The sequence below is a fragment of the Bacillus sp. FAU18 genome, from assembly GCF_056033885.1.
Genome location: NZ_JBVYHZ010000003.1, coordinates 863,262 through 883,133, shown reverse-complemented (window position 1 = coordinate 883,133; position 19,872 = coordinate 863,262). Strand labels below are relative to the sequence as shown.

Annotated in this window: 17 protein-coding genes and 1 riboswitch; all 17 genes read right to left on the bottom strand. The window is 43.1% G+C overall.

The genetic code is table 11. The annotated features are described in order from the left end of the window. Window position 1: 1 nt before the first annotated feature. The 17 genes from pgeF to spoVE all read right to left on the bottom strand — a co-directional run bounded on the left by pgeF (window position 2) and on the right by spoVE (window position 19,844). Window positions 2-838 (bottom strand): peptidoglycan editing factor PgeF, encoded by an 837-nt coding sequence (pgeF, locus tag AC0OMU_RS04900; RefSeq protein ID WP_015483207.1) that lies wholly within the window; start codon window positions 836-838, stop codon window positions 2-4. Window positions 839-1,000: 162 nt separating this feature from the next. Beyond that, window positions 1,001-1,246, bottom strand: coding sequence for a YlmC/YmxH family sporulation protein (locus AC0OMU_RS04895; protein WP_003232153.1), 246 nt, complete (start codon window positions 1,244-1,246; stop codon window positions 1,001-1,003). 77 nt (window positions 1,247-1,323) lie between these two features. After that, a complete protein-coding gene (gene ylmB / locus AC0OMU_RS04890) occupies window positions 1,324-2,607 on the bottom strand; it encodes an N-formyl-4-amino-5-aminomethyl-2-methylpyrimidine deformylase (RefSeq protein ID WP_474240941.1) in 1,284 nt (427 codons plus the stop codon). Window positions 2,608-2,694: 87 nt separating this feature from the next. After that, window positions 2,695-2,796: riboswitch (TPP riboswitch) on the bottom strand. 12 nt (window positions 2,797-2,808) lie between these two features. Next, window positions 2,809-3,603 carry an ABC transporter ATP-binding protein gene (locus AC0OMU_RS04885; protein ID WP_014479731.1) on the bottom strand — a complete coding sequence of 265 codons (795 nt, stop codon included), beginning with the start codon at window positions 3,601-3,603 and terminating at the stop codon, window positions 2,809-2,811. A gap of 147 nt (window positions 3,604-3,750) precedes the next feature. Further along, window positions 3,751-4,533 carry an RNA polymerase sporulation sigma factor SigG gene (gene sigG / locus AC0OMU_RS04880; protein WP_474240940.1) on the bottom strand — a complete coding sequence of 261 codons (783 nt, stop codon included), beginning with the start codon at window positions 4,531-4,533 and terminating at the stop codon, window positions 3,751-3,753. A gap of 139 nt (window positions 4,534-4,672) precedes the next feature. Continuing rightward, window positions 4,673-5,392 carry an RNA polymerase sporulation sigma factor SigE gene (gene sigE / locus AC0OMU_RS04875; protein ID WP_003221446.1) on the bottom strand — a complete coding sequence of 240 codons (720 nt, stop codon included), beginning with the start codon at window positions 5,390-5,392 and terminating at the stop codon, window positions 4,673-4,675. A gap of 62 nt (window positions 5,393-5,454) precedes the next feature. Continuing rightward, window positions 5,455-6,384 (bottom strand): sigma-E processing peptidase SpoIIGA, encoded by a 930-nt coding sequence (gene spoIIGA / locus AC0OMU_RS04870; protein WP_014479729.1) that lies wholly within the window; start codon window positions 6,382-6,384, stop codon window positions 5,455-5,457. 194 nt (window positions 6,385-6,578) lie between these two features. Further along, complete coding sequence (locus AC0OMU_RS04865; protein WP_474240939.1) at window positions 6,579-10,880, bottom strand: bacillopeptidase F; 4,302 nt, start codon at window positions 10,878-10,880, stop codon at window positions 6,579-6,581. A 302-nt stretch (window positions 10,881-11,182) separates the two neighbouring features. Beyond that, window positions 11,183-12,331 carry a cell division protein FtsZ gene (gene ftsZ / locus AC0OMU_RS04860; RefSeq protein WP_021479331.1) on the bottom strand — a complete coding sequence of 383 codons (1,149 nt, stop codon included), beginning with the start codon at window positions 12,329-12,331 and terminating at the stop codon, window positions 11,183-11,185. A gap of 35 nt (window positions 12,332-12,366) precedes the next feature. Then, window positions 12,367-13,689, bottom strand: coding sequence for a cell division protein FtsA (gene ftsA, locus AC0OMU_RS04855; RefSeq protein WP_015483204.1), 1,323 nt, complete (start codon window positions 13,687-13,689; stop codon window positions 12,367-12,369). A 173-nt stretch (window positions 13,690-13,862) separates the two neighbouring features. Further along, the gene (locus AC0OMU_RS04850; protein WP_003238683.1) at window positions 13,863-14,228 is read right to left on the bottom strand and encodes a small basic family protein; all 366 of its coding nucleotides are present in this window, start codon (window positions 14,226-14,228) and stop codon (window positions 13,863-13,865) included. A 17-nt stretch (window positions 14,229-14,245) separates the two neighbouring features. Then, window positions 14,246-14,953, bottom strand: a complete 708-nt coding sequence (locus tag AC0OMU_RS04845; protein ID WP_009967184.1) for a DUF881 domain-containing protein — start codon at window positions 14,951-14,953, stop codon at window positions 14,246-14,248. A 22-nt stretch (window positions 14,954-14,975) separates the two neighbouring features. Continuing rightward, on the bottom strand, window positions 14,976-15,671 hold the full coding sequence (locus AC0OMU_RS04840) for a DUF881 domain-containing protein (RefSeq protein WP_015483203.1): 696 nt from the start codon (window positions 15,669-15,671) through the stop codon (window positions 14,976-14,978). Continuing rightward, window positions 15,668-16,459 carry a cell division protein DivIB gene (divIB, locus tag AC0OMU_RS04835; protein WP_021479335.1) on the bottom strand — a complete coding sequence of 264 codons (792 nt, stop codon included), beginning with the start codon at window positions 16,457-16,459 and terminating at the stop codon, window positions 15,668-15,670. The genes AC0OMU_RS04840 and divIB overlap by 4 nt, the downstream gene beginning before the upstream one ends. A 129-nt stretch (window positions 16,460-16,588) precedes the next feature. Further along, window positions 16,589-17,500 carry a UDP-N-acetylmuramate dehydrogenase gene (gene murB, locus AC0OMU_RS04830; RefSeq protein WP_021479336.1) on the bottom strand — a complete coding sequence of 304 codons (912 nt, stop codon included), beginning with the start codon at window positions 17,498-17,500 and terminating at the stop codon, window positions 16,589-16,591. 31 nt (window positions 17,501-17,531) lie between these two features. Next, a complete protein-coding gene (murG, locus tag AC0OMU_RS04825) occupies window positions 17,532-18,623 on the bottom strand; it encodes an undecaprenyldiphospho-muramoylpentapeptide beta-N-acetylglucosaminyltransferase (RefSeq protein ID WP_015383602.1) in 1,092 nt (363 codons plus the stop codon). A 120-nt stretch (window positions 18,624-18,743) separates the two neighbouring features. Further along, the gene (spoVE, locus tag AC0OMU_RS04820; RefSeq protein WP_003244810.1) at window positions 18,744-19,844 is read right to left on the bottom strand and encodes a stage V sporulation protein E; all 1,101 of its coding nucleotides are present in this window, start codon (window positions 19,842-19,844) and stop codon (window positions 18,744-18,746) included. Between the last annotated feature and the right edge of the window lie 28 nt (window positions 19,845-19,872).

Below are 19,872 nucleotides of genomic sequence, written 5' to 3'. Positions count from 1 at the left end.
TTTATGCCTCCTTCATTCCGATAAAGGACATCATCCGTCCAGTTTTCCCCTGATCGCGGCGGTGAGAATAGAAAAGAGACGGCTCGCTTTCCGTGCATAAACCGCTGACAGAAATTTGTTCACTTGCCAAACCGCTGTCCATCAGTATAAGACGGTTCAGCTCTTTCAGATCAAGCTGATATTGTGCCTTTGCCGTCTGATTAACGGCAAGGTCTGCTGAAACCGGCAATGCGCGGACAGCATCCATGACGCGGTCGTCTACCGTATAGCATGCACCGCTGATAGACGGGCCAATAACAGCGTAAATATCTGAGGGATTTGAACCTTCCTTCTCAGTCCATTGCTTCACCATTTCTCTGCCAATCTGTTTGACGGTGCCTTTCCACCCGGCATGGGCGACTCCGACAAGCGACTTAACCGGATCATAAAAGAAAAGAGGCACACAATCAGCAAAGCATAATGCTAAAAATACATTTTTTTCATTTGTATAGAGCCCGTCCGTTGCTTTTAGAGCCGTGTGATACTCACGGGCGCCTTTTCCCCTATCCCTCTGCGTCACTTTCTGAACGCGATTATCATGTGTCTGATCAGCGAATACCCAAGACTGCAAATCAGTATTAAACATATCGGCAATATATTCACGATTTTTAACTACATCTGCATCTTTGTCATGAACGTGCAATCCTGTATTTAACGATTCAAAAGGCTTTTGGCTGACACCGCCGTTTTTTGTCGTAAATCCGGCAATGACCTCTTTGTTGTTTTGATTCGTTTGAGCCCAGTCTTGTATCATGAGTGTCGAGGGTGTGGTAAGACTGAATGGGTGATATGTATTCATGATGATCCAACCTTTCGACAAACATTTAAAAAAGCGGAATTTCCCACTTATTTTACCACATCTTACTGCATTCGTTGAGCGCCGATTTGCATATTTCTAAATGAAATGTGCCGGAAGAATCGAGACTTCCGGCATTTGCCAATCTGCGGCAGACAAGCAGGTTTATGCATGCGGTTCACTTAATCGGACCAAGATTACATCTTCCCCGATTTTTACTATATTTCGCCATGGAATGACCAATTCCTCTTCTTTTCCAAAAAATCCGAGAACTTTCCCATTTCCTCCGAGTATGATCGCCTGAATTTTTCCAGTAGTCACATTGATATCAATATCACCAATACTCCCCAGCTTTTTTCCGTTTGAGACATTGACGACATCCTTTACCTGAAATTCTGAAATGCTGATCATTCCATCACGTCCTTTTTCCGTCCTTTTGTTCAAGTATATGAACGGGCAGGCTGAACCTTGTCAGCAAGAAGAAATTTTCATGTCATTGCTTTTTTCCGGCTGCACCAGCTGATGATAAAATCGAGTATAATTTTTGTATACTCTACTAGCTGCTCAATCGATACCTTCTCGTTCACAGAGTGTGCATTGTGCAGATCTCCAGGACCGTATATTACGCATGGAATACCGGCATCATACAGCCATCCGCCATCTGTAACTGATTGAGAAACGTCAATAATTGGACACTCCCGTTTCACTTTCTGATGAGAGGCAGTTAGCTCTAAGACGCCTGGGTGGCCAGGGTCAACTTCCAATGCCGGAAAAATTTCTCCTCTGTCTTCTATCATAGATGAGCCTCCCCACTTGAATACAGGGCGGTTTTCCCTAAGCCAAATATCACTGTCACTCAGCCGATTGACGTAATCTTCTATTTCCGCTGCCACTTGGTCATGGGTTTCATTCGGATAAAAATGGACTGTGATCCACAGCCGGCATTCGTCCGCTATAAAAGCCGCATGTCTGCCGCCTTCTATAACAGCCGGGTTAATCGTATTTGTGCCTGGTTTAAAACCGGGATAACTTTTCATAATAGACCAGTGGCGCTCAAGTTCACCGAGCCCCGCAATGATTTTCGCCATTTTTTCAATTGCGCTTGCTCCGAATGTTCCTCCGCCTGCGTGGATCATATTCCGTCTCGTTCCATCATGAAATGTTTGACTGCTTTTGATTTCGATCCAGCCTGTAATGACACCGCCTTGGCCTTGAATATGCATATCGCTCGTATCCGCGACAATTGCAAAATCAGCGTGGTAGCCCCTCTTGCAGCATTCAAGTGTGCCAGCTTCTCCAACTTCCTCTCCAATAACCGATTGCAGAATCAGATCACCGGGAAGCTCAATGCCGGCTTCACGAATTAATTTGACAGCAAACAGCACACAAGCCATTCCGCCCTTCATATCGGAAGCGCCTCGCCCGATTAAGAGACCGTTTTTTTCAATTGGATGAAACGGATTGTGCTCCCATCCTTCATCCTCTTTTACCTCTGCCACATCTACATGACCATTAATGATCAGGCTGTAATAATCTGCTGAATCTGTTCCCTTTAGCTTCCCTACAACATTGGGATCTCCAGGGTACACATCCCATTTGTCGATCGAGAATCCCAATTCATTTAAAAATCCCGCAATCCATGACTGAATGCCCTCTGTATTTCTTGCAGGCGGGGCGGGTGTTTGATAAGAAATCAGTGTTTTAGCAAGCTGAATAAGCTCCTCCTTTTGTTCTTCCACTTTTTTTTGCAAAGAGTCTATTTGTTGGTCCAATGTAAATCCGCTCCTATTCTTTAAAATCAAAAAAGCCGTTTCAAAAGTGATGAAACGGCTTAATAAAAACAAACGGAGTCCGATGTACTCCGCTTTTCACCGCTTCCCTCCGCTGGCATGATCCAGATCAGGTCAAAAGGGTTGAGACAAAGTCTCTCTCAGCTTCGCAAAGCACCCCTAGGATGAATCTATATATGTTTGTCAGGCATTCGTTATCGGCTCAGCTCTTGTTAAAAACGGCCGATCCTGATTCCATAATACATGGATTGGCGTATCAAAAAAAGCGGAAAGTACTTGATCAGTAAGCATTTCCTTTATTTCTCCGGATCCAAAGACCTCTCCCTGTTTTAATAAAAGGGCTTTATCAAAGACAGGCAAAATTTCTTCAGCATGATGAGTCACATAAAGGATAGATGGTGCATTTTCTTTGTTTGCAATGTATGTAATCGTATCTAACAACTTTTCCCGGGCAATAAAATCCAGCCCTGTGACTGGTTCATCCAGTATCAGCAACTCCGGATCGGCCATTAGTGCTCTAGCAATCAACGCTCTTTGTTTTTCCCCTTGAGAAAGGGTTTCATAGCGGCGATCGGCATATTCAATTGCTCCCAAGTCCTCTAACAAACCAATCGCTTTTTCCCTGGTTTCCTTACTTGGCGTTTCATATAACCCAATCGAAGCGTAAGCTCCGCTCAAAGCAATTTCAAAGGCTGAATCTGCCGGATACAATTTTTGCTGAAGAGCTGCTGAGACGAGGCCAATTTTACGTCTGAGCTTTTCCCCAAGCTCTGTTTTGCCAAATTCATGACCAAGCACCTGCATCTCGCCTGATGTTGGAAAATAATATGAGCAAAGCATATTTAACAGCGCTGTCTTCCCGGCGCCATTTAGGCCGTAAAGCACCCAATTTTCCTTTTCTTCCACCTTCCAATGAATATCTCTCAGTATCCATTTCCCATTCCGTTTTAGTGAGACATTGTCAAGCTGCAAAATCATCGTGGTCCTCCTCTTTATTGCCTTTTATAATTGTTTTAATTTTCATAAAACTTTGTACGAACTAGGATACCTTACTTTTTCCAAAACGTAAACCATCCGTAATCAATAGAAAAGCCTTTAAAACAACATCGTTTTAAAGGCTTTTCATTATTGAAGAATATTTTTATTCATTTGTTTGATAGCCGCTTTTTCAAGTCTGGACACCTGCGCTTGAGAAATTCCGATTTCCTCGGCGACTTCCATTTGGGTTTTCCCTTGGAAGAACCGCTTTCTCAAAATCATTTTTTCCCTATCGTTCAGCCTTCTCATGCCCTCTTTTAAAGCCAGCTCTTCAATCCATTGTGAATCTGTATTGCGCTCATCACTGATTTGGTCCATCACATAGATCGGGTCTCCGCCGTCGTTATAGATCGGTTCAAATAGAGAAACCGGATCCTGGATGGCATCAAGCGCAAATACAATTTCCTCATGCGGTACTTCAAGAACTTTTGCGATGTCTTCTGCAGTCGGCTCCTTGCTTGTCTCACTGATTAACCGCTCTCTTACCTGAAGCGCCTTGTAAGCGATGTCCCGGAGTGATCTTGATACACGGATCGGGTTATTATCGCGTAAATACCTGCGGATCTCTCCGATAATCATAGGTACAGCGTATGTTGAAAACTTAACATTGTGGCTTAGGTCAAAATTATCAATGGATTTCATTAGTCCGATGCAGCCGACTTGAAATAAGTCATCAACATACTCCCCTCTGTTATTAAATCGTTGAATGACACTTAAGACAAGACGCAAGTTCCCGTTTACAAGCTTTTCTCTTGCTGAATCATCGCCTTCATCCTGCAGCTGCCTAAACAGCTTTCTCATCTCTTCATTCTTGAGTACTGGTAATTTGGAGGTATCCACCCCGCAGATTTCGACTTTATTTCTCGACACTTTTTTCCCTCCCTACAGGAGCTGCTGTACAACGTTAAGTATCTCCTTGGGTGGGAAAAATATGCACTGCACTCAGACCGAAAAACTGTCGAAATCAGGAAATCCCTGTAAAATCAAGGGGTTCTAACCATAAAATTTTTTACACCATTTTGTTGAACTCTTTTCTCAACCTTTTTATAATTCTTTTCTCAAGCCGCGAAATATAAGACTGAGAAATCCCCATCATATCCGCTACATCCTTTTGGGTTTTTTCTTCTTCACCGACAAGCCCAAACCGCAGCTCCATGATTTGCTTTTCTCTCTCATTAAGCTGTTCAAGCGCTTTTTTCAAAAGCTTTTTATCGACGTTAGCTTCTATGTCTTTAGTGATGATGTCATCGTCAGTGCCGAGCACATCAGAAAGCAAAAGCTCATTGCCGTCCCAATCAATATTAAGCGGTTCATCAAAGGAAACCTCTGAACGGATTTTGTTATTTCTTCTTAAATACATCAGGATTTCATTTTCTATACACCGGGAGGCATAGGTAGCAAGCTTGATTTTCTTTTCTGGATTGAATGTATTCACAGCTTTGATTAGACCGATGGTACCGATGCTGATTAAATCCTCTATATTAATTCCCGTATTTTCAAATTTACGGGCGATATATACGACCAGACGCAAATTGCGTTCAATTAGAATGGCGCGCGCCGCCTGATCGCCGTTTGGGAGCTTCATTAACAAAACCTGCTCCTCATCTTTAGATAATGGAGGCGGCAAGGCTTCACTCCCACCTATGTAATAGACTTCATCACTTTTCAGCCCAAGTTTCATCAGCAGCTTATACCAGAGGTGCGTCAACCGTAATTTCAGTTTTTTCATCTTCCTCTCCCTTCTAAATGTCACGCCGTTTGAGTATGATAAGTAACGGACATTTGCGAACATTATGAAACGTGTTTGACAGCCTTGCCCGAAAGCATTTTCGGATGAATAATCGCGTCAAACTCTCCATCTGCCGACAGCTTTGTTGTGCTGATGCCGATTAAACATTTATCTGCAGAAATCATTTCTTCTTTTGTCATAATCGTTACGTGATCCGGTTTAACGCATAATAAAAATTGGTTTTGCTGACCAACTCCCCTGTATGGAATCAACCTCATTTTATCTAAAAAGCGAAAGGAATCATCGAGCTGTTCGATGGCTTCCAATGGGTCTGTGTTTCGAATGATCATCGTTTCGGCTGTTCCGAAAATCGGCTCCAGTTTATCAATGTAAATGATCATTACCGGCGTTTTTGTAAGAGGATCGTACAGCTGATTACCGGAATCAATCAGGCCTCTGACATGAAGTGTTTGGCTGCCCAAATCTGCCTGCACGCTGACTCGTTCCTCATATTGAATGTTTTTTGTTTCAATATCTTCAATTCTTCTTTTAGAAAAAAACCATAATGCTGGAAAGCCAGCAACAATAAACAACCAGCTGATCGGGTCTCCAAACCCTGTTTGATTGGTAATCATGACACCGTTTTGAACAATAGAATTTGACTGCAGCAAAGAATGGGCTCCGATAATTCCTCCCCCCATTAAAAAAGTGGCAAAATAAAAGGAAAACAAATTTTGAAAGAAAAACCGAAATCTTTTAAAGCCAAATGTCACCACCACAATCACAACTGAAAAAGCTAGCTTCCCAGCCGGATGTTCAACAATCGGCGAAAAAGGAGTAAACATCAAAAGGACAATACTGGAACCGATGAACGCTCCGCCTACCAGTCTTCTTTTTTTCACATGCCGTTTTAAAATAAATGCCGTGAGCAAAAGCAAAAGTGCATCAAAACAAAAGTTTAACAGCCAAATGACATCTAAATAGATTTTCACATCTGACTCCTTTCTTTCTTGCCTCACGCTGTTCCCCTTCTTGCTTCATAAGTATAAAGCAAGCTCTGTGGGAAAGTCTGTCAATTAATGTTGAGAGGAAAATACAATTTTTCAGGGAAATCTGCTTAATTTGTCGAGGAATTGTAATGAGAGGATATATAAAAAAGCTGCCAATGACGGCAGCTTTTTTCCACTTAACTTTCTGTGTTGATATTAAGTTTTCCATTCGCAGTTTTTCTTGTTTCATTTCCATAATCATCTCGTACGATCACTTCTACTTTTGCTCCTTTTGCTTTAATAGAAGAAGTGGCTGTCCAATAGCCTTCATATCTTCCCGGAGAAATTTCTCTTAACGGGAGTTCGGTGGCGTTTTGCACACTCGCTCTTGCATTTGTCAGCGGCATACGAATGATAAACGTTGCATCTAAATCCTCAGCACTTGAGAAAGCGATTTTCACAGATTCACCGGCTTTTAAGTTTTTATCCTCTCCCGGAATTAGGCCGGAAATGATAGGCTTGTCAAAGTTGACATCAATGACAGCCTTTTTCGTCGTTTTGTTGCCTGCTAAGTCTGTAGCAATCACCTTGATTTCATTGCTTCCATTCTCCAAAAGAATACGGGCTGAGTATGAACCATCAGTTATTGTTGCTTTTTTGCCATTCACCTTGACGTCTTTCAGATTGTCATCGGATACAGCCCCTTTGACAGTCAGCGTTTCTTTATTTGTTTTCCCGCCATCCTTTGGAGTGTCCAGCGTTAATTCAGGCTTTTCTTGATCAAGCGTGACCGTGATCGGGCTGGAGGCATCCGTTATTCCGTTATCTGTTGATGCAGTTGCCGTCAGCTCATTTTCACCCTTGTTGAGTGTGATGCCTGCATGGAACGTGCCATCCGCAGCAGCTTTCGTTTCTCCTGCTTCTTTCTCTCCATTATAAATGTGTACCGTTGTACCAGGAGAAGCTTTTCCTTTTACAGTGACGCTATCCTTATTTGTGTATGATTTGTCTGTCGGTGAAGTAATCTCAGGTACAGCAGCTTCATAATTAACTAATGCGCGAATCATATAGTTGCCGTCTGCTTCGTCACCCGGCTCCCATTGTCCACCTATATACTGCCAGTTGCGGCCGGAATTCTGGCCGGTTTCATCCATTGCCAATCCAGGTGAATACGGATCAGGTTTTGACTGGATATATACGAGATAAAAGTCTCTATCGACCATAATCCCTTTTGAACTGAGGTCTACCTTAGTCCACTCGCCATTGCGAAGAGCTTCCGCGTTAAATGGCCCTGCAATTTTCTTGCCCGGTGCTCCGTCTTTTCCTGTAGCATCGTATACCTCAACCTTAAACTCTGTGCCGCCGGGATCAGGGAACTCTGTATCCCAGAATCTGAACAGCCCTCCTGTAAGCATGCCTTTGTCCTTGCCGTCAGCGAGCGTCATTTTGACCGCCCATCCGTTACCGGCAGCAAAATAGGAATTGGCATTCTCCGCCGTTCCGTCATCATATGCAATTTCACCCGGATAACCGACAAAAGGCTTCAATGCAGTTTCTTTTGTTACATCACCTTTTAACTCAACGGAAAATTCATCACTGTAATAACCCGGTGCAGCGACTTTAATCGTATAAGCGCCTTCATAGGCTTCAAGCGTATATTCGCCTTTGTCGTTTGTCATAGCCGGTTCCACCGCAGCATCCTCTACAACATAAACGGAAGCGCCTTTTACCGGCTCTCCTGTCGTTTTATTGATGACCGTGCCTTTTAATGTGCCCTTCTTCATCTCTTCTAACGTAAAATTAGCTTGTGTCGTCTGATCCGTCTTTAAAGATACTTTTTGTGTTTTCGACTGATAACCATATGCTTCTGCCATAAGCGTATAGTCTCCCGCTTTGTGCTTCAGCGTGTACTGCCCTGTGGATTGATCTGAATATGTTGATTTTCCTGTTTCCACTACACTGACTTGTGCCCTGAGCGGCAAAACTTGAGGCTGCATATCTTTACTCTCCATTTTTACAGCTGTATTTAGAGATGGCTTAGCTTTTTTCGGATTCACTGGCTTTTTCTTTTGCTTTCCAGACGGCTTTTCGACGCCTAGCTTATTCTTTTTGACTGTTTTTCCGGCTGATTTGTCAGAAAGCACTACATCATCAATGTACCAGCCCTCTTTGTTAATACTTTCATCTGATTGAAGGTTAAACATCACTTGAATGTTTTGACCTTTATAAGCCGATAAATCAATTTCTTCGTCCGTCCAGCTTGATGTCTTTCCATTATAGACACCAGCCTGCTCCCAATTCTTTTCACCCTCAGGCAAAACAAAAACGTAGCCGTAATCAAAATCATCCTCTAAATTGTGCCAGCTTTTAAATTGAAGGAACAGACTTCCTGAATCAGGTACTTTAACAGGAGGCATAACAAGGTTCATGTTTGCTGAGTTGGCATAATTTCCTGTCAAATTCGTTCCATATACTTTTTCTCCGGATGCTGCTGTATTTGGGCCAGTTGACGGAACTCCCCATTCCCAGTTATTATTTGTTCCGCTCGCAACCCAGCCGCCGGGTGCAGTTTCAAAGTCCTGCTTATATCCCACCGTGATGCTTGGTTTCACTGTTACATCGTATACGTCAGACGAAACGACATGACCGCCAAAATCGTGAATCATCCACTTATAGCTTAGTTTAGTTCCTTTTATGTCTGGGATCTCTGCCTGATACGTTCCTTTTAGATGATCACCGCTGATTCGTTTAGCCGTTATTTCTGTCCATTCACCTTGATCAAGCTTGTAGGACAGCTTTACAGATGTCACACTCACATTGTCTTCAGCTGTCAAAGTCAATGGCAGGCTGCCACCTTCATAAGCTTCAGTTACTTTCTCATGCTGATAGACAGGAGGCTCTTGGTCATCCCCCTCTACAGAAACTTGTCCTTCCGCTTTCCCTAAACCATCTGTAACAGCGGATACAGCATCAAAAGCATTCACCAGACCATGGCCATATCCGTTATTCGGTGAATCAGGAAATGTTGAATCCGTGAGCGGTTCAGCCGTGCTGGTTAATATATCCTCCATCTCATCAACAGAAAGTGAGGCATTCGCCTGTTTCAGCAGTGCAGCAACAGCGGATACATGCGGCCCTGCCATTGATGTGCCGTCCCATCCATCCTCATATGTCTGACCGGGAACGGATGAACGAATATTAACGCCCGGTGCAGATATTTCTGGCTTTATTTCATCGTATGGAGATGGCCCTTGAAGAGAAAAGTCAGCGAGCTTTTTATTGATATCAGTCGCTCCAGTTGCAAACGATTCCGGATAGTTTGCCGGATTTGCGATAGAACCAGGCCCGCCGGGAATAAAGAGATCCGTATTCCCCGCTGAAAACTCAGGGAAAATATCGGCCGCACGCCAGGCATTGACCATGTCTCTGTACCATTCATCAAGTCCAGAGCCCCCTCCCCATGAGTTATTGACAACATCAGGAGCCATTTCCGGGTGGGGATTTCCTTCCGCGTCCTTTGGTGCTAAAACCCATTCACCAGCTTCCAAAATGTCAGCATCAGTGCCGCCATCTTCAGAGAACGCTTTAACAGCAATCCATTTTGCGCCAGGCGCTACACCGATTTGATTTGTTCCATCAGGTTCAGAGCCCACCATCGTGCCTGTCACATGGGTTCCATGAGCCAAATCATCATAAGGGCTTGCCTCGCCTGCTACGGCATCATACCAGTTCATTTCATTTTCAGGCTCATTAGGATTTTCCGGATTATATCCGCGATATTTCTCTTTTAATGCCGGATGATTCCATTCCACCCCGGTATCAATGGACGCAACAACCGTGCCAGTTCCATCATATCCAAGTGCCCAAGCTTTTGGGGCATCGATTTGGTCTACATTCCATTCCACACCGTCAGTTGCTTTAATAGCTTTCTGTGCTTTTTTCATATTAAATGGGGAGGATGACTTAAAAAGCTGCCGTTTCTCATTAGGAAGCACCTTTTCCACTTCGGGAAACTGCGCCACTTTTTCCATAACCTCTTTTGAGGCATGAACAGCAATCCCGTTCACCACATAATAAGAATGAATTTGGTCTGCATTTCCTTTATCTTTCTGGGTGTTCAAGTATTTTAGGACATCTTGCTGGGATTCATCGGCTGTGACTTTTAAAGATGACACAACAGCAGAACGCTTTTGATATTCCGTCTTAGCGGCAGACAGCTTCTTCGATCTCGCTTTTTTAACAGCCGCTTTTGCTGCTTTTTCTGTGTTAGCCTGATCTTTAAATTTAATCAGAAAAGTAGTTTTTTCTTTCTTTTTAAAGCTTTTCTTTAATGAACTCGAAATCTTGTTTTGAATGGATTCCGCAGATTGAAGCTCCTTTTTAACAGAAGGTGAGGTGACTTTACTGCTTGCCCCGGCTGCTCCCGGAAACAGCAGTGAACTGATGACAACTGTACTTAAAACAGAGCTGATGAGTCTGTTTTTCGTTTTTTTCTTCATTTTCATCCCCCTTTTTCAACATGCTTTTTAAAAAAAGTGTCGTCCCTCCTTTTAATAATGAATGGTTTGTCAGAACATCGCTGTATATTAACTGTAGACAATCTGAATTACAGATATTGTCGTTTCATGTCATTCAATTTCCATATATATGAAAATGATAAAAATGTCACAAAAATAAATAGGTCTAATTATCTGTTTTGTTACTAAGCGAAGGAAGCAATAGGGAAAAAGACTTTATAAGAAGGAAAGTGTGAAGAGAAAAACAAAAAAGGACAAAATCGAAAACGATTTTGTCCTTTACATTAGCCCCGTTTATTACGGTTTCTTAAGAATGTCGGGATGTCAAGCGTATCATCAGCCGGCTGTGAAGTATGACGGCTTACTGTGTTCTGTTGCTGAGGCTCCTCACGTTTTTGCTCACGCTTCGGAACACTTTGATTGTGTGTTTTGATGCTTTGATTTAAGCTTGGACGCTGAGGCTTCGTCACGTCCTTCTCTTGTTCGATAAAGCCGGTTGCAATCACTGTCACCACAATCTCATCTTTTAGATTTTCATTAATAACAGAACCGAAAATCATGTTTACGTCTTGATCAGACGCCGAAGCGACAATGTCTGCTGCTTCCTGAACCTCATATAGGCTGAGGTTTGTTCCTCCAGTGATGTTCATGAGGACGCCTTGCGCACCGTCAATGGCCGCTTCAAGAAGCGGGCTGGAAATTGCTTTTTTTGCTGCCTCTGCCGCGCGATTTTCCCCAGTAGCAATACCGATACCCATCAAAGCAGATCCTTTGTTTGACATGATTGTTTTCACATCAGCAAAGTCAAGGTTGATAAGACCAGGTGTGGCAATCAAGTCAGAAATACCTTGAACCCCTTGGCGAAGTACGTTATCCGCTTCACGGAATGCTTCAAGCATCGGTGTGTTTTTATCAACAATTTCAAGGATACGGTCGTTCGGGATCACGATCAGTGTATCCACCGCTTCTTTCATTGCCGAGATTCCGCCTGCAGCCTGAAGCTGTCTTTTGCGTCCTTCGAAGGTAAACGGTCTTGTCACAACGCCGACTGTTAATGCGCCTAAGTCTTTCGCGATTTGTGCGATAACCGGTGCGGCACCTGTTCCTGTTCCGCCACCCATACCAGCTGTCACGAATACCATGTCAGCACCTTTAAGTGCTTCTTCAATCTGCTCTTTGCTTTCTTCAGCGGCTTTTTTCCCGACTTCCGGATTCGCACCTGCTCCCAATCCTCTAGTCAGCTTTGCGCCGATTTGCATTTTCACTTCTGCTTTTGACAGGTTAAGAGCTTGAGCGTCCGTGTTTACCGCGATATACTCTACTCCTTGCACTTCATTTTCAATCATTCGGTTAACGGCGTTGTTACCGCCGCCTCCTACTCCGATTACTTTAATTGATGCTAAGCCGTCTATGTTTGTTTCGAACTCCAACATGCTAAATCCTCCTAATCTGCCGAATGACTATCTATCTATTCCCAAAACATGCTTAATAGTTTTTTCATTTTGCTCTGTTTATTATGTTCGGCTTGTGTTTTTTGTTTTCCTTTTGGCCGCTGCTGCACCTCATTTTGGTGATGATGCTGCTCTTGTTCCTCAGATGATGAGACTGCGATTTCCTGTATCGCTTCTTCAGGCATCTTAAAGCCTATTTTTCTGCCTTGGATTCTTGCATTCCGGCAGGCGAATTGGATCAGGCCCACTCCCGTCATATATTGAGGATCTCTTACACCGATATAATTCGGGCTTGCCACTCTGACATTGTTTTGCAGCACATCCTGTGCCAAAGACATGACACCCGGCATAGCTGCTTGTCCTCCTGTCAGCACGAAGCCTCCCGGCAGATCGGTAATTCCCATACTGCGAAGCTCTTCTGAAACAATTTCAAGAATTTCTTCTACTCTCGCTTCAATAATATTTGCTGCTTCTTGCTGTGTAAATGTTTGTTTTTGATTGGTGCCTATAACGGTTACCTCAAATATTTCATCTTCCGAGGCTTCGTCATAGTACGCATGTCCAAATTGCTTTTTCACGCGTTCTGCTTCTTCTGTTGACGTTCTCAATCCGATGGAGATATCTTTGGTGATATTTTCGCCCCCAAGAGGAATGACACGGGTAGAAGTGAGATGTCCGTTCTGGAATACGGCAATGGTTGTTGACCCTCCCCCTATATCAATGAGAGCCACACCAAGGCTTTTCTCGTCCTTTGATAATGCAGCAGAACCGGCTGCCAGCGGCTGAAGGCAAATATCAGTTATTTCAATACCAGCTCTTTCAACGCAGCGGAGTAAGTTATGTAAGATTGTTTTTGAACCGGTGATCAAGGTGCCCTCTACTTCTAAACGCACACCCAGCATTTTTTTCGGGTCGGTGATTTCATCTCTTCCATCTACGATAAACTGTTTAGGAATGACGTCGACAATCAGCTGTTCGTGCGGTACTGAAACAACCTGTGCCGCCTCCATGACACGGCGTACATCTTCAACCTGAATTTCTTTATTTTCACTGGAAACTGCTACAACACCGTTTGTATCTTGAATATTGATATAATTTCCATTAACGCCGACAATAGCTTTTCTAAGCGGAAAACCTACCATTCTTTCAGCTTGGTCAAACGCTTTTCTTATAGAATGAACGGTCTCATCTATATCAACGATTGAGCCTTTTTTCAACCCTTCAGACGGTACATTTCCCACACCGATAATATTAAGGGAATCATCTGTCATTTCTCCGACGATCACTTTTGTATTGGACGTACCGATGTCAAGACTGACGTAAAGTTCATTGTTGTTCATTCTATGGCACCTCCTCACATTTCGATCATTTCTATTCTATTATTTGCGGAACAACAATACAATGAATGTGGCTTTACAAGTGTGTAACAAAAAATAACAACAGAATATTTTTATGTGCTTTTCACATTTTATGTTTATTGAAAATATTCGTTATATCCTATGTATATCCTCTTTTATATCACATTTTTTTTATTTTTTTTAGAAAGAGTCCACTTTGTTAGTAGATTTCTTCTGATAACGGCTATATTCTGAAATAATCTGACTCCAAATGCGAATATACCTGCTAAATACAAGTCTACACCAAGATGGACTCCCAGAAAAGCTAAACTTATTGCCAATATAATATTAAAAAAGAAACCGGAAACAAATACCATTTCATCATATGTACCTTGTAAATGCGCCCTGATTCCGCCGATTAATGTATCAAGTGCGGCAAGCACCGCAAGCGATAAATAGTTTGAGTATTCACTCGGTATCGTTAAGTTTGTCATTAGTCCAATCGCTATTCCGAGCACCAGTCCCAACACGGGCAGCCACATGACAATTCTCCTCCTTTTCAGTCTTTAAGCAGTTTCAGCTGTTGTACGTCCAGTGGTCTGTCATATGCTTTTAATGTTAGTTTGCTTTCAGATTTACCGGCTTTTAATGCTAAATTTTCAGATGCAAAAAGATCCTCGAGGCCTGACCCCTTCACTCTGCTGTGTAACATGTCCGGATCTTTGGCAAGCACTTTTACTGTTAAAGGATAATCGTCAAGGGCGTATCCGTCTATTTTTGTAGTGCCGTTTATATCTCTGATGACTGTATGATTCACAACTCTTCGCTCGTTAATCGAGATATGCTCTGCACCGTAGGAGTTGAGTTCATTAATCAGCTTTTTCAGCAAATCCGGAGGCGGATTTTCGATCGGCTCTCCTGTTAAGCTTTCAGAAAAAAGCGGGGAAATCGTAATGACAATTCCGCTACCTGTTATATCGGTCATGCCGGCTGTTTTTTTTAAGGATTGCAAGGTATTATTTAGCGCGGTTTCTTTTGTCATTTCTTTCGTTTGCGAATAGCTATTCAGCAGTTTGTCATATTTGTTTATTTCAGCCAGCAGCTTTTCCTGCTTCTTCTGCTCTGATGTCAGCTCTTCCCTAATATCCCACATATCTCTTGTATCCCGGACTTTGGGGTGCTTTAACGAATTAAACTGAACAGATATCATCAGGCCGAAGATGACCATAAGCACACTGATGCTTATGAAGGAACGCTTTATTTTCAATCTATTTCACCCGCTTTTTCAGTCATTCCTTCGTTTTCAGAATCGGTTTCATTTGTACGTTTTTCTCTTTTTCTGCCGACACAGAAATATGATCCATTGACAGCTGATCAATTAGGCCTCCTGCGATATTTAACGAGGGCAGCAGGACATCTGGATCTCCAATAGCGGATACCGTAAACGGAGCGGGATGCTGCACCCCGTCTACTGTTACCACAGGACCATTGCATTTGATATACGAATCATGCGTCAAACGCTGTCCATTAACGGCGACAGCTGCCGCTCCTGAGATATACAGTTCGTTTACTACTTGGAAGATATGGCTTTCGTGAACGATGTAACTATTCACATTCTCCCCTTCCGGTATGTATGACGCATCTTCCAATGTCACCTCAACGCCTTCTCCCTGCACACCGACTTCCCCAATATACATCCTGTATTTTTCTGTATCTTCGAGGACATTATAGTATTCCGACTTCTCTTTCTTCAGCTTATTTTCCGCCTGGCGGACTTTGTTTTGCTTTTGATATAATTCTTTTTCAAGCTTCTTATTTTCTTTCTCTTGTTTCAGAAGTTCATCTCTCAGCGCATATTCTTTTTTCCACTCTTCCGTCTCAGCCGCGCTTTTGTTGTTTTCTTTTGTCATTTGAAAAGAAAATGAAATCAAAAAGCCTGCGATAAGCATAATCAAGGAAAGAAGGACTGCTGATTTGCCCCTCAATTTTCATCTTCCTTTTTAGCAGCTTTATCGTTTTTCCCAAACTCTTCAAAATAGGTGGCAACTTCTAAATGAATGATTCCTTTTTTATTGCTGCTTAGCTGAGAAATGATAGAAGGATACGTCTTCATTCGGTCTGCAAACGTTTTAATAGATGCAGTGACAACATAACCGTCGTTCATGTACAACTTAATACGGTTTTCATCCATTTTTACAGGCGTATAATAAATCTCTGAAATCGACTGTTTTAACGAATTTGACAACGCATCGAGCTGCTTGGCCATTTGAGACCGCTTCTTCGCGTTTGTCCAATTCACTAAAATCGGTCCGGCATCATCCGGCGTTACTTCGTTTGGCAGAACTGAGCCGTTTTCAAGCACTTCATAGTACACATCGTCTTTTTCTAAATAAGCAATCGCTTTATATTCTTCGATTGCAATGTTGATTTTATTAGGAAGCGATTTGCTGATCTCCGCTTTTTTCACTAATTTATTTTGCTGAATCTTCTTTTCTGTTTTTTGCTTGTCCAAACTCCAAAACTCAGTATCTCCGCTGTTAATATCGGAAAGGTCGATAATTTCCTTTTTTGATACATTTTCATTCCCTGTAACAGAGATTGTTGATACTTTACTGATTGGTGTTTGCAGGTACACAATGATCAGCACCATAATAAAAAAGAGCATAATAAATGAAATGAGACGGCGGTTTGCCTTTTGTTTCCTCTGCTCTTTAATTTTAGGGATCCGCTCTTCAATGTTAACGATTTTTTCTCGGTCATGACCCGGGTTCATTGCCTGTTCACCTCATTCAAATGAAACAGCTGTTAAAAGTCTGTCTATTCCAAAACAAACGGCATACTATGATGCCGTTTGTCGTTTGCTTACAGTATATCATATGAACAGCTTCAGTCAGAACTTGAATCAGCGATTTCCGCCGATGATTTCAACCTCTGTGTGCATATCAATCTCGTATTTTTCACGGATTGTCTTTTTCACATGGTCAATGAGATCAAGCACATCTTTTGCTGATGCTCCCCCCGCATTGACGATGAAGTTTCCGTGCATCTCCGATATCTTTGCACCGCCGATTTGATATCCTTTCAAGCCTGCTTTTTCTACAAGGTTCCCGGCATGATTCGGAAGCGGATTTCTGAATATGCTTCCCGCACAAGGGCTTGAATACGGCTGTGTATTTTTTCTATAGTCTTTATTGCTTTGCATTCGCTGAACGATTGATTCCTTATCCTTCTGCTCCAGCTGCAAAACAGCTTCAAGGCAAACGCCCGGGCGTTTCTTTTGCAGTACAGATGTCCTGTAGCTGAAATCCATCTGCTCATTTGTCAGCCACTCAATCGTTCCGTCTTCAAACAAAATATGCGCTTTGACGAGGATCTCGCTCATATCAGAACCGTGAGCACCGGCATTCATATAAACCGCTCCGCCGACTGATCCTGGAATGCCGGCAGCAAATTCCAAACCGGACAGGCCTTTTTTGCTCAATGATGTAGCAAGGCGGACCACTGAATAACCGCCTCCGACTGTTACTTGCTCCCCTTCAAGCTCCAAATGGTCAAGACCCGCACCCAGCTTGATCACTACGCCTCTAATTCCTTCATCTAAAACAAGAAGATTTGATCCGCGGCCGATGACTGTCCACTTCACATCATATTTTTTAATCACGTCCATGATGTCTTTAACAGCATCTACACTGCTTGGAATGACCAATACATCCGCAGGTCCGCCGATTTTCATCGTTGTATGATTCGCGAGCGGTTCATTTGCAAGAACCTTGCCGACTTCGCGTTCTTTTAATTCCTGTATCACTTTCTCCATCGTAAACCTCCGCATTCCATTTGCTTTTCTATTATTTTTTTAATTCCTCGAGTACGCTGTATAAACGGGCAGCCGCGTCAGGAACACCGAGTGACTTTGTTCGTTCGCTCATTTCCTTTAACGTTTGCTCATTCAGTACAATCCGGTCTAGCGCTTCAATCAGCTTCTCCCCGCTGAGCTCTGTTTCTTTCAGTACAATCGCCGCATCATGCTGGCCGAGAGATCTCGCATTGACCTCCTGGTGATTCGCTGTCACATATGGACTCGGGATCAGAACACTTGGGATTCCGAGAGCAGTAATTTCGGCAATCGTTGTCGCACCGGCTCTGGCCACAATGACATCAATGGCCTTTAAATACTCAGGCATTTGATGAAGAAACGGTTTTGTGACCATATTATCAGCGGCACCCTTGCTTTTCAGCTCATTCATTACTTTTTCATAGTGAACTTCACCGGTGATATACAGCACTTGATAGTCTCTTGTTTTCAGCGCATCCTGCATGTCAATGACAGCGCGGTTAATCGGTGCAGCGCCTCGGCTACCGCCGAAAATTAAGACCGTTTTTTTGTCTTCAGAAAGCCCAAATTCAGCCATTGATCGTCCCGTCTTTATTGAGACGACTTCAGAGGCTCTCGGGTTTCCCGTAAATACAACTTTCTCGCTAGGAAAATGTGATTTCGCTTCTTCAAAACAAATCGCTACTTTATTAACATATTTTGAAAGAAACTTATTCGTGATGCCCGGCAGGCTGTTTTGTTCATGGACAATAGTCGGAATTCCCATTTTCGCAGCGGCATAGACAACCGGCCCGCATACATAACCGCCCGTGCCAATTACGGCATCGGGCTTAAATTCCGCTAAATACGATTTACTCTTTTTGACGCCCTTCAGAAAACGCATCACAGTCTTGACATTTTCAAATGACAATTTTCTTTTAAATCCTGTAATTTCAATTGAACGAAACGGTATATTCTCCCGCTCAACAATTTTTTTCTCCAGCCCGTTTTCTGTTCCGATATATAAAAATTCCACATTAGGATGACGTCTTTGCACTTCTTTAATAAAAGCAAGCGCAGGATAAATATGTCCCCCTGTACCGCCTCCGCTTATTGCAATTCGCATTTCTTTTCCCCCAGTCTAAGTTTCTCTATAACATAACGATAACCCTGTTTTGTTGGACAGGGTTATCGCATCAATTGTTTCCAAGCTTCATGTTAGACAGGAAGCTTAGAAATACATTCGTTAATACCTCGAGTAGCGGCTTACATTCAGCAGCACACCGACTGCCATCAGCATTAGAGTCAATGAAGAGCCTCCGTAGCTCAAAAACGGGAGCGTGATGCCTGTTACAGGAATCAGGCCCGTGACTACGCCGATATTGATCATGACTTGAATGGCAATCATTGAAATAATGCCGACTGCGACAAAGCTTCCGTACAGATCAGGCGCACCAAGCGCAATTCTGATTCCTCTCCACAGCAGGACGCTGAAGAGGAGCAAAATAAGTGTTCCCCCGATAAAGCCCAGCTCCTCTGACAAGATGGCGAAAATAAAGTCTGTTTGCGGCTCAGGCAGATAAAAGAACTTCTGTCTGCTTTGTCCGAGCCCCATTCCGAACAACCCGCCGGGCCCCACTGCATAAAGCGATTGAATGATCTGAAATCCGCTTCCGAGCGGATCTTCCCATGGATTTAAGTATGAGGTAATCCGTTTAATTCGATATGGAGCCGATAGTACGAGCCCGACAAATCCGCTGAGGCCGATCAGCCCGAGAAAGACGAAATGGGCGATCCGCGCGCCGGCTACAAAAATCATGACAATACAAGTTCCGACCATTACTGTCCCCGTTCCGAGGTCAGGCTGGCACATGATAATCAAAAATGCTGAAAACACGATGCCAAGTGCGGGGACGAACCCCCGTCTGAACGATGTGATGTTTTTTTGTTTTTCAGAGAGAAATTTAGCAAGGAATGCAATCATCGCAAGCTTCATAAACTCTGAAGGCTGTATGCTGAATGCTCCGACTCCGATCCAGCTTCTTGAACCGTTCCGCACCATTCCGACGCCCGGTATCAAAACAAGCACCAGAAGGAAAAAGCAGATAACCATCAGCAATTTGGACCATGTCCTCCAAGTCCAATAATCAACATTCATGATAAAAAACATAGCAATGACACCGATTCCCGCAAACAAAAGCTGCCGTTTCGCGAAAAAGAATGAGTCGTCAAATTTATAATCCGCCCATACCGCACTCGCACTGTACACCATAATTAATCCGATTGTTAATAATAATAACGTAATGATGACCAATAACAAATCAGGCGATGTTTTTTTAGTAGTCAAAGCAATCGACACCCCAAGCTTAAAGTCA

Coding starts and splice junctions, on each gene's coding strand:
- pgeF (WP_015483207.1), bottom strand. CDS start 838: ATGAATACATATCACCCATTCAGTCTTACCACACCCTCGACACTCATG.
- AC0OMU_RS04895 (WP_003232153.1), bottom strand. CDS start 1,246: ATGATCAGCATTTCAGAATTTCAGGTAAAGGATGTCGTCAATGTCTCA.
- AC0OMU_RS04885 (WP_014479731.1), bottom strand. CDS start 3,603: ATGATTTTGCAGCTTGACAATGTCTCACTAAAACGGAATGGGAAATGG.
- sigE (WP_003221446.1), bottom strand. CDS start 5,392: ATGAAAAAACTGAAATTACGGTTGACGCACCTCTGGTATAAGCTGCTG.
- AC0OMU_RS04865 (WP_474240939.1), bottom strand. CDS start 10,880: ATGAAGAAAAAAACGAAAAACAGACTCATCAGCTCTGTTTTAAGTACA.
- ftsZ (WP_021479331.1), bottom strand. CDS start 12,331: ATGTTGGAGTTCGAAACAAACATAGACGGCTTAGCATCAATTAAAGTA.
- ftsA (WP_015483204.1), bottom strand. CDS start 13,689: ATGAACAACAATGAACTTTACGTCAGTCTTGACATCGGTACGTCCAAT.
- AC0OMU_RS04850 (WP_003238683.1), bottom strand. CDS start 14,228: ATGTGGCTGCCCGTGTTGGGACTGGTGCTCGGAATAGCGATTGGACTA.
- divIB (WP_021479335.1), bottom strand. CDS start 16,459: ATGAACCCGGGTCATGACCGAGAAAAAATCGTTAACATTGAAGAGCGG.
- murB (WP_021479336.1), bottom strand. CDS start 17,500: ATGGAGAAAGTGATACAGGAATTAAAAGAACGCGAAGTCGGCAAGGTT.
- murG (WP_015383602.1), bottom strand. CDS start 18,623: ATGCGAATTGCAATAAGCGGAGGCGGTACAGGGGGACATATTTATCCT.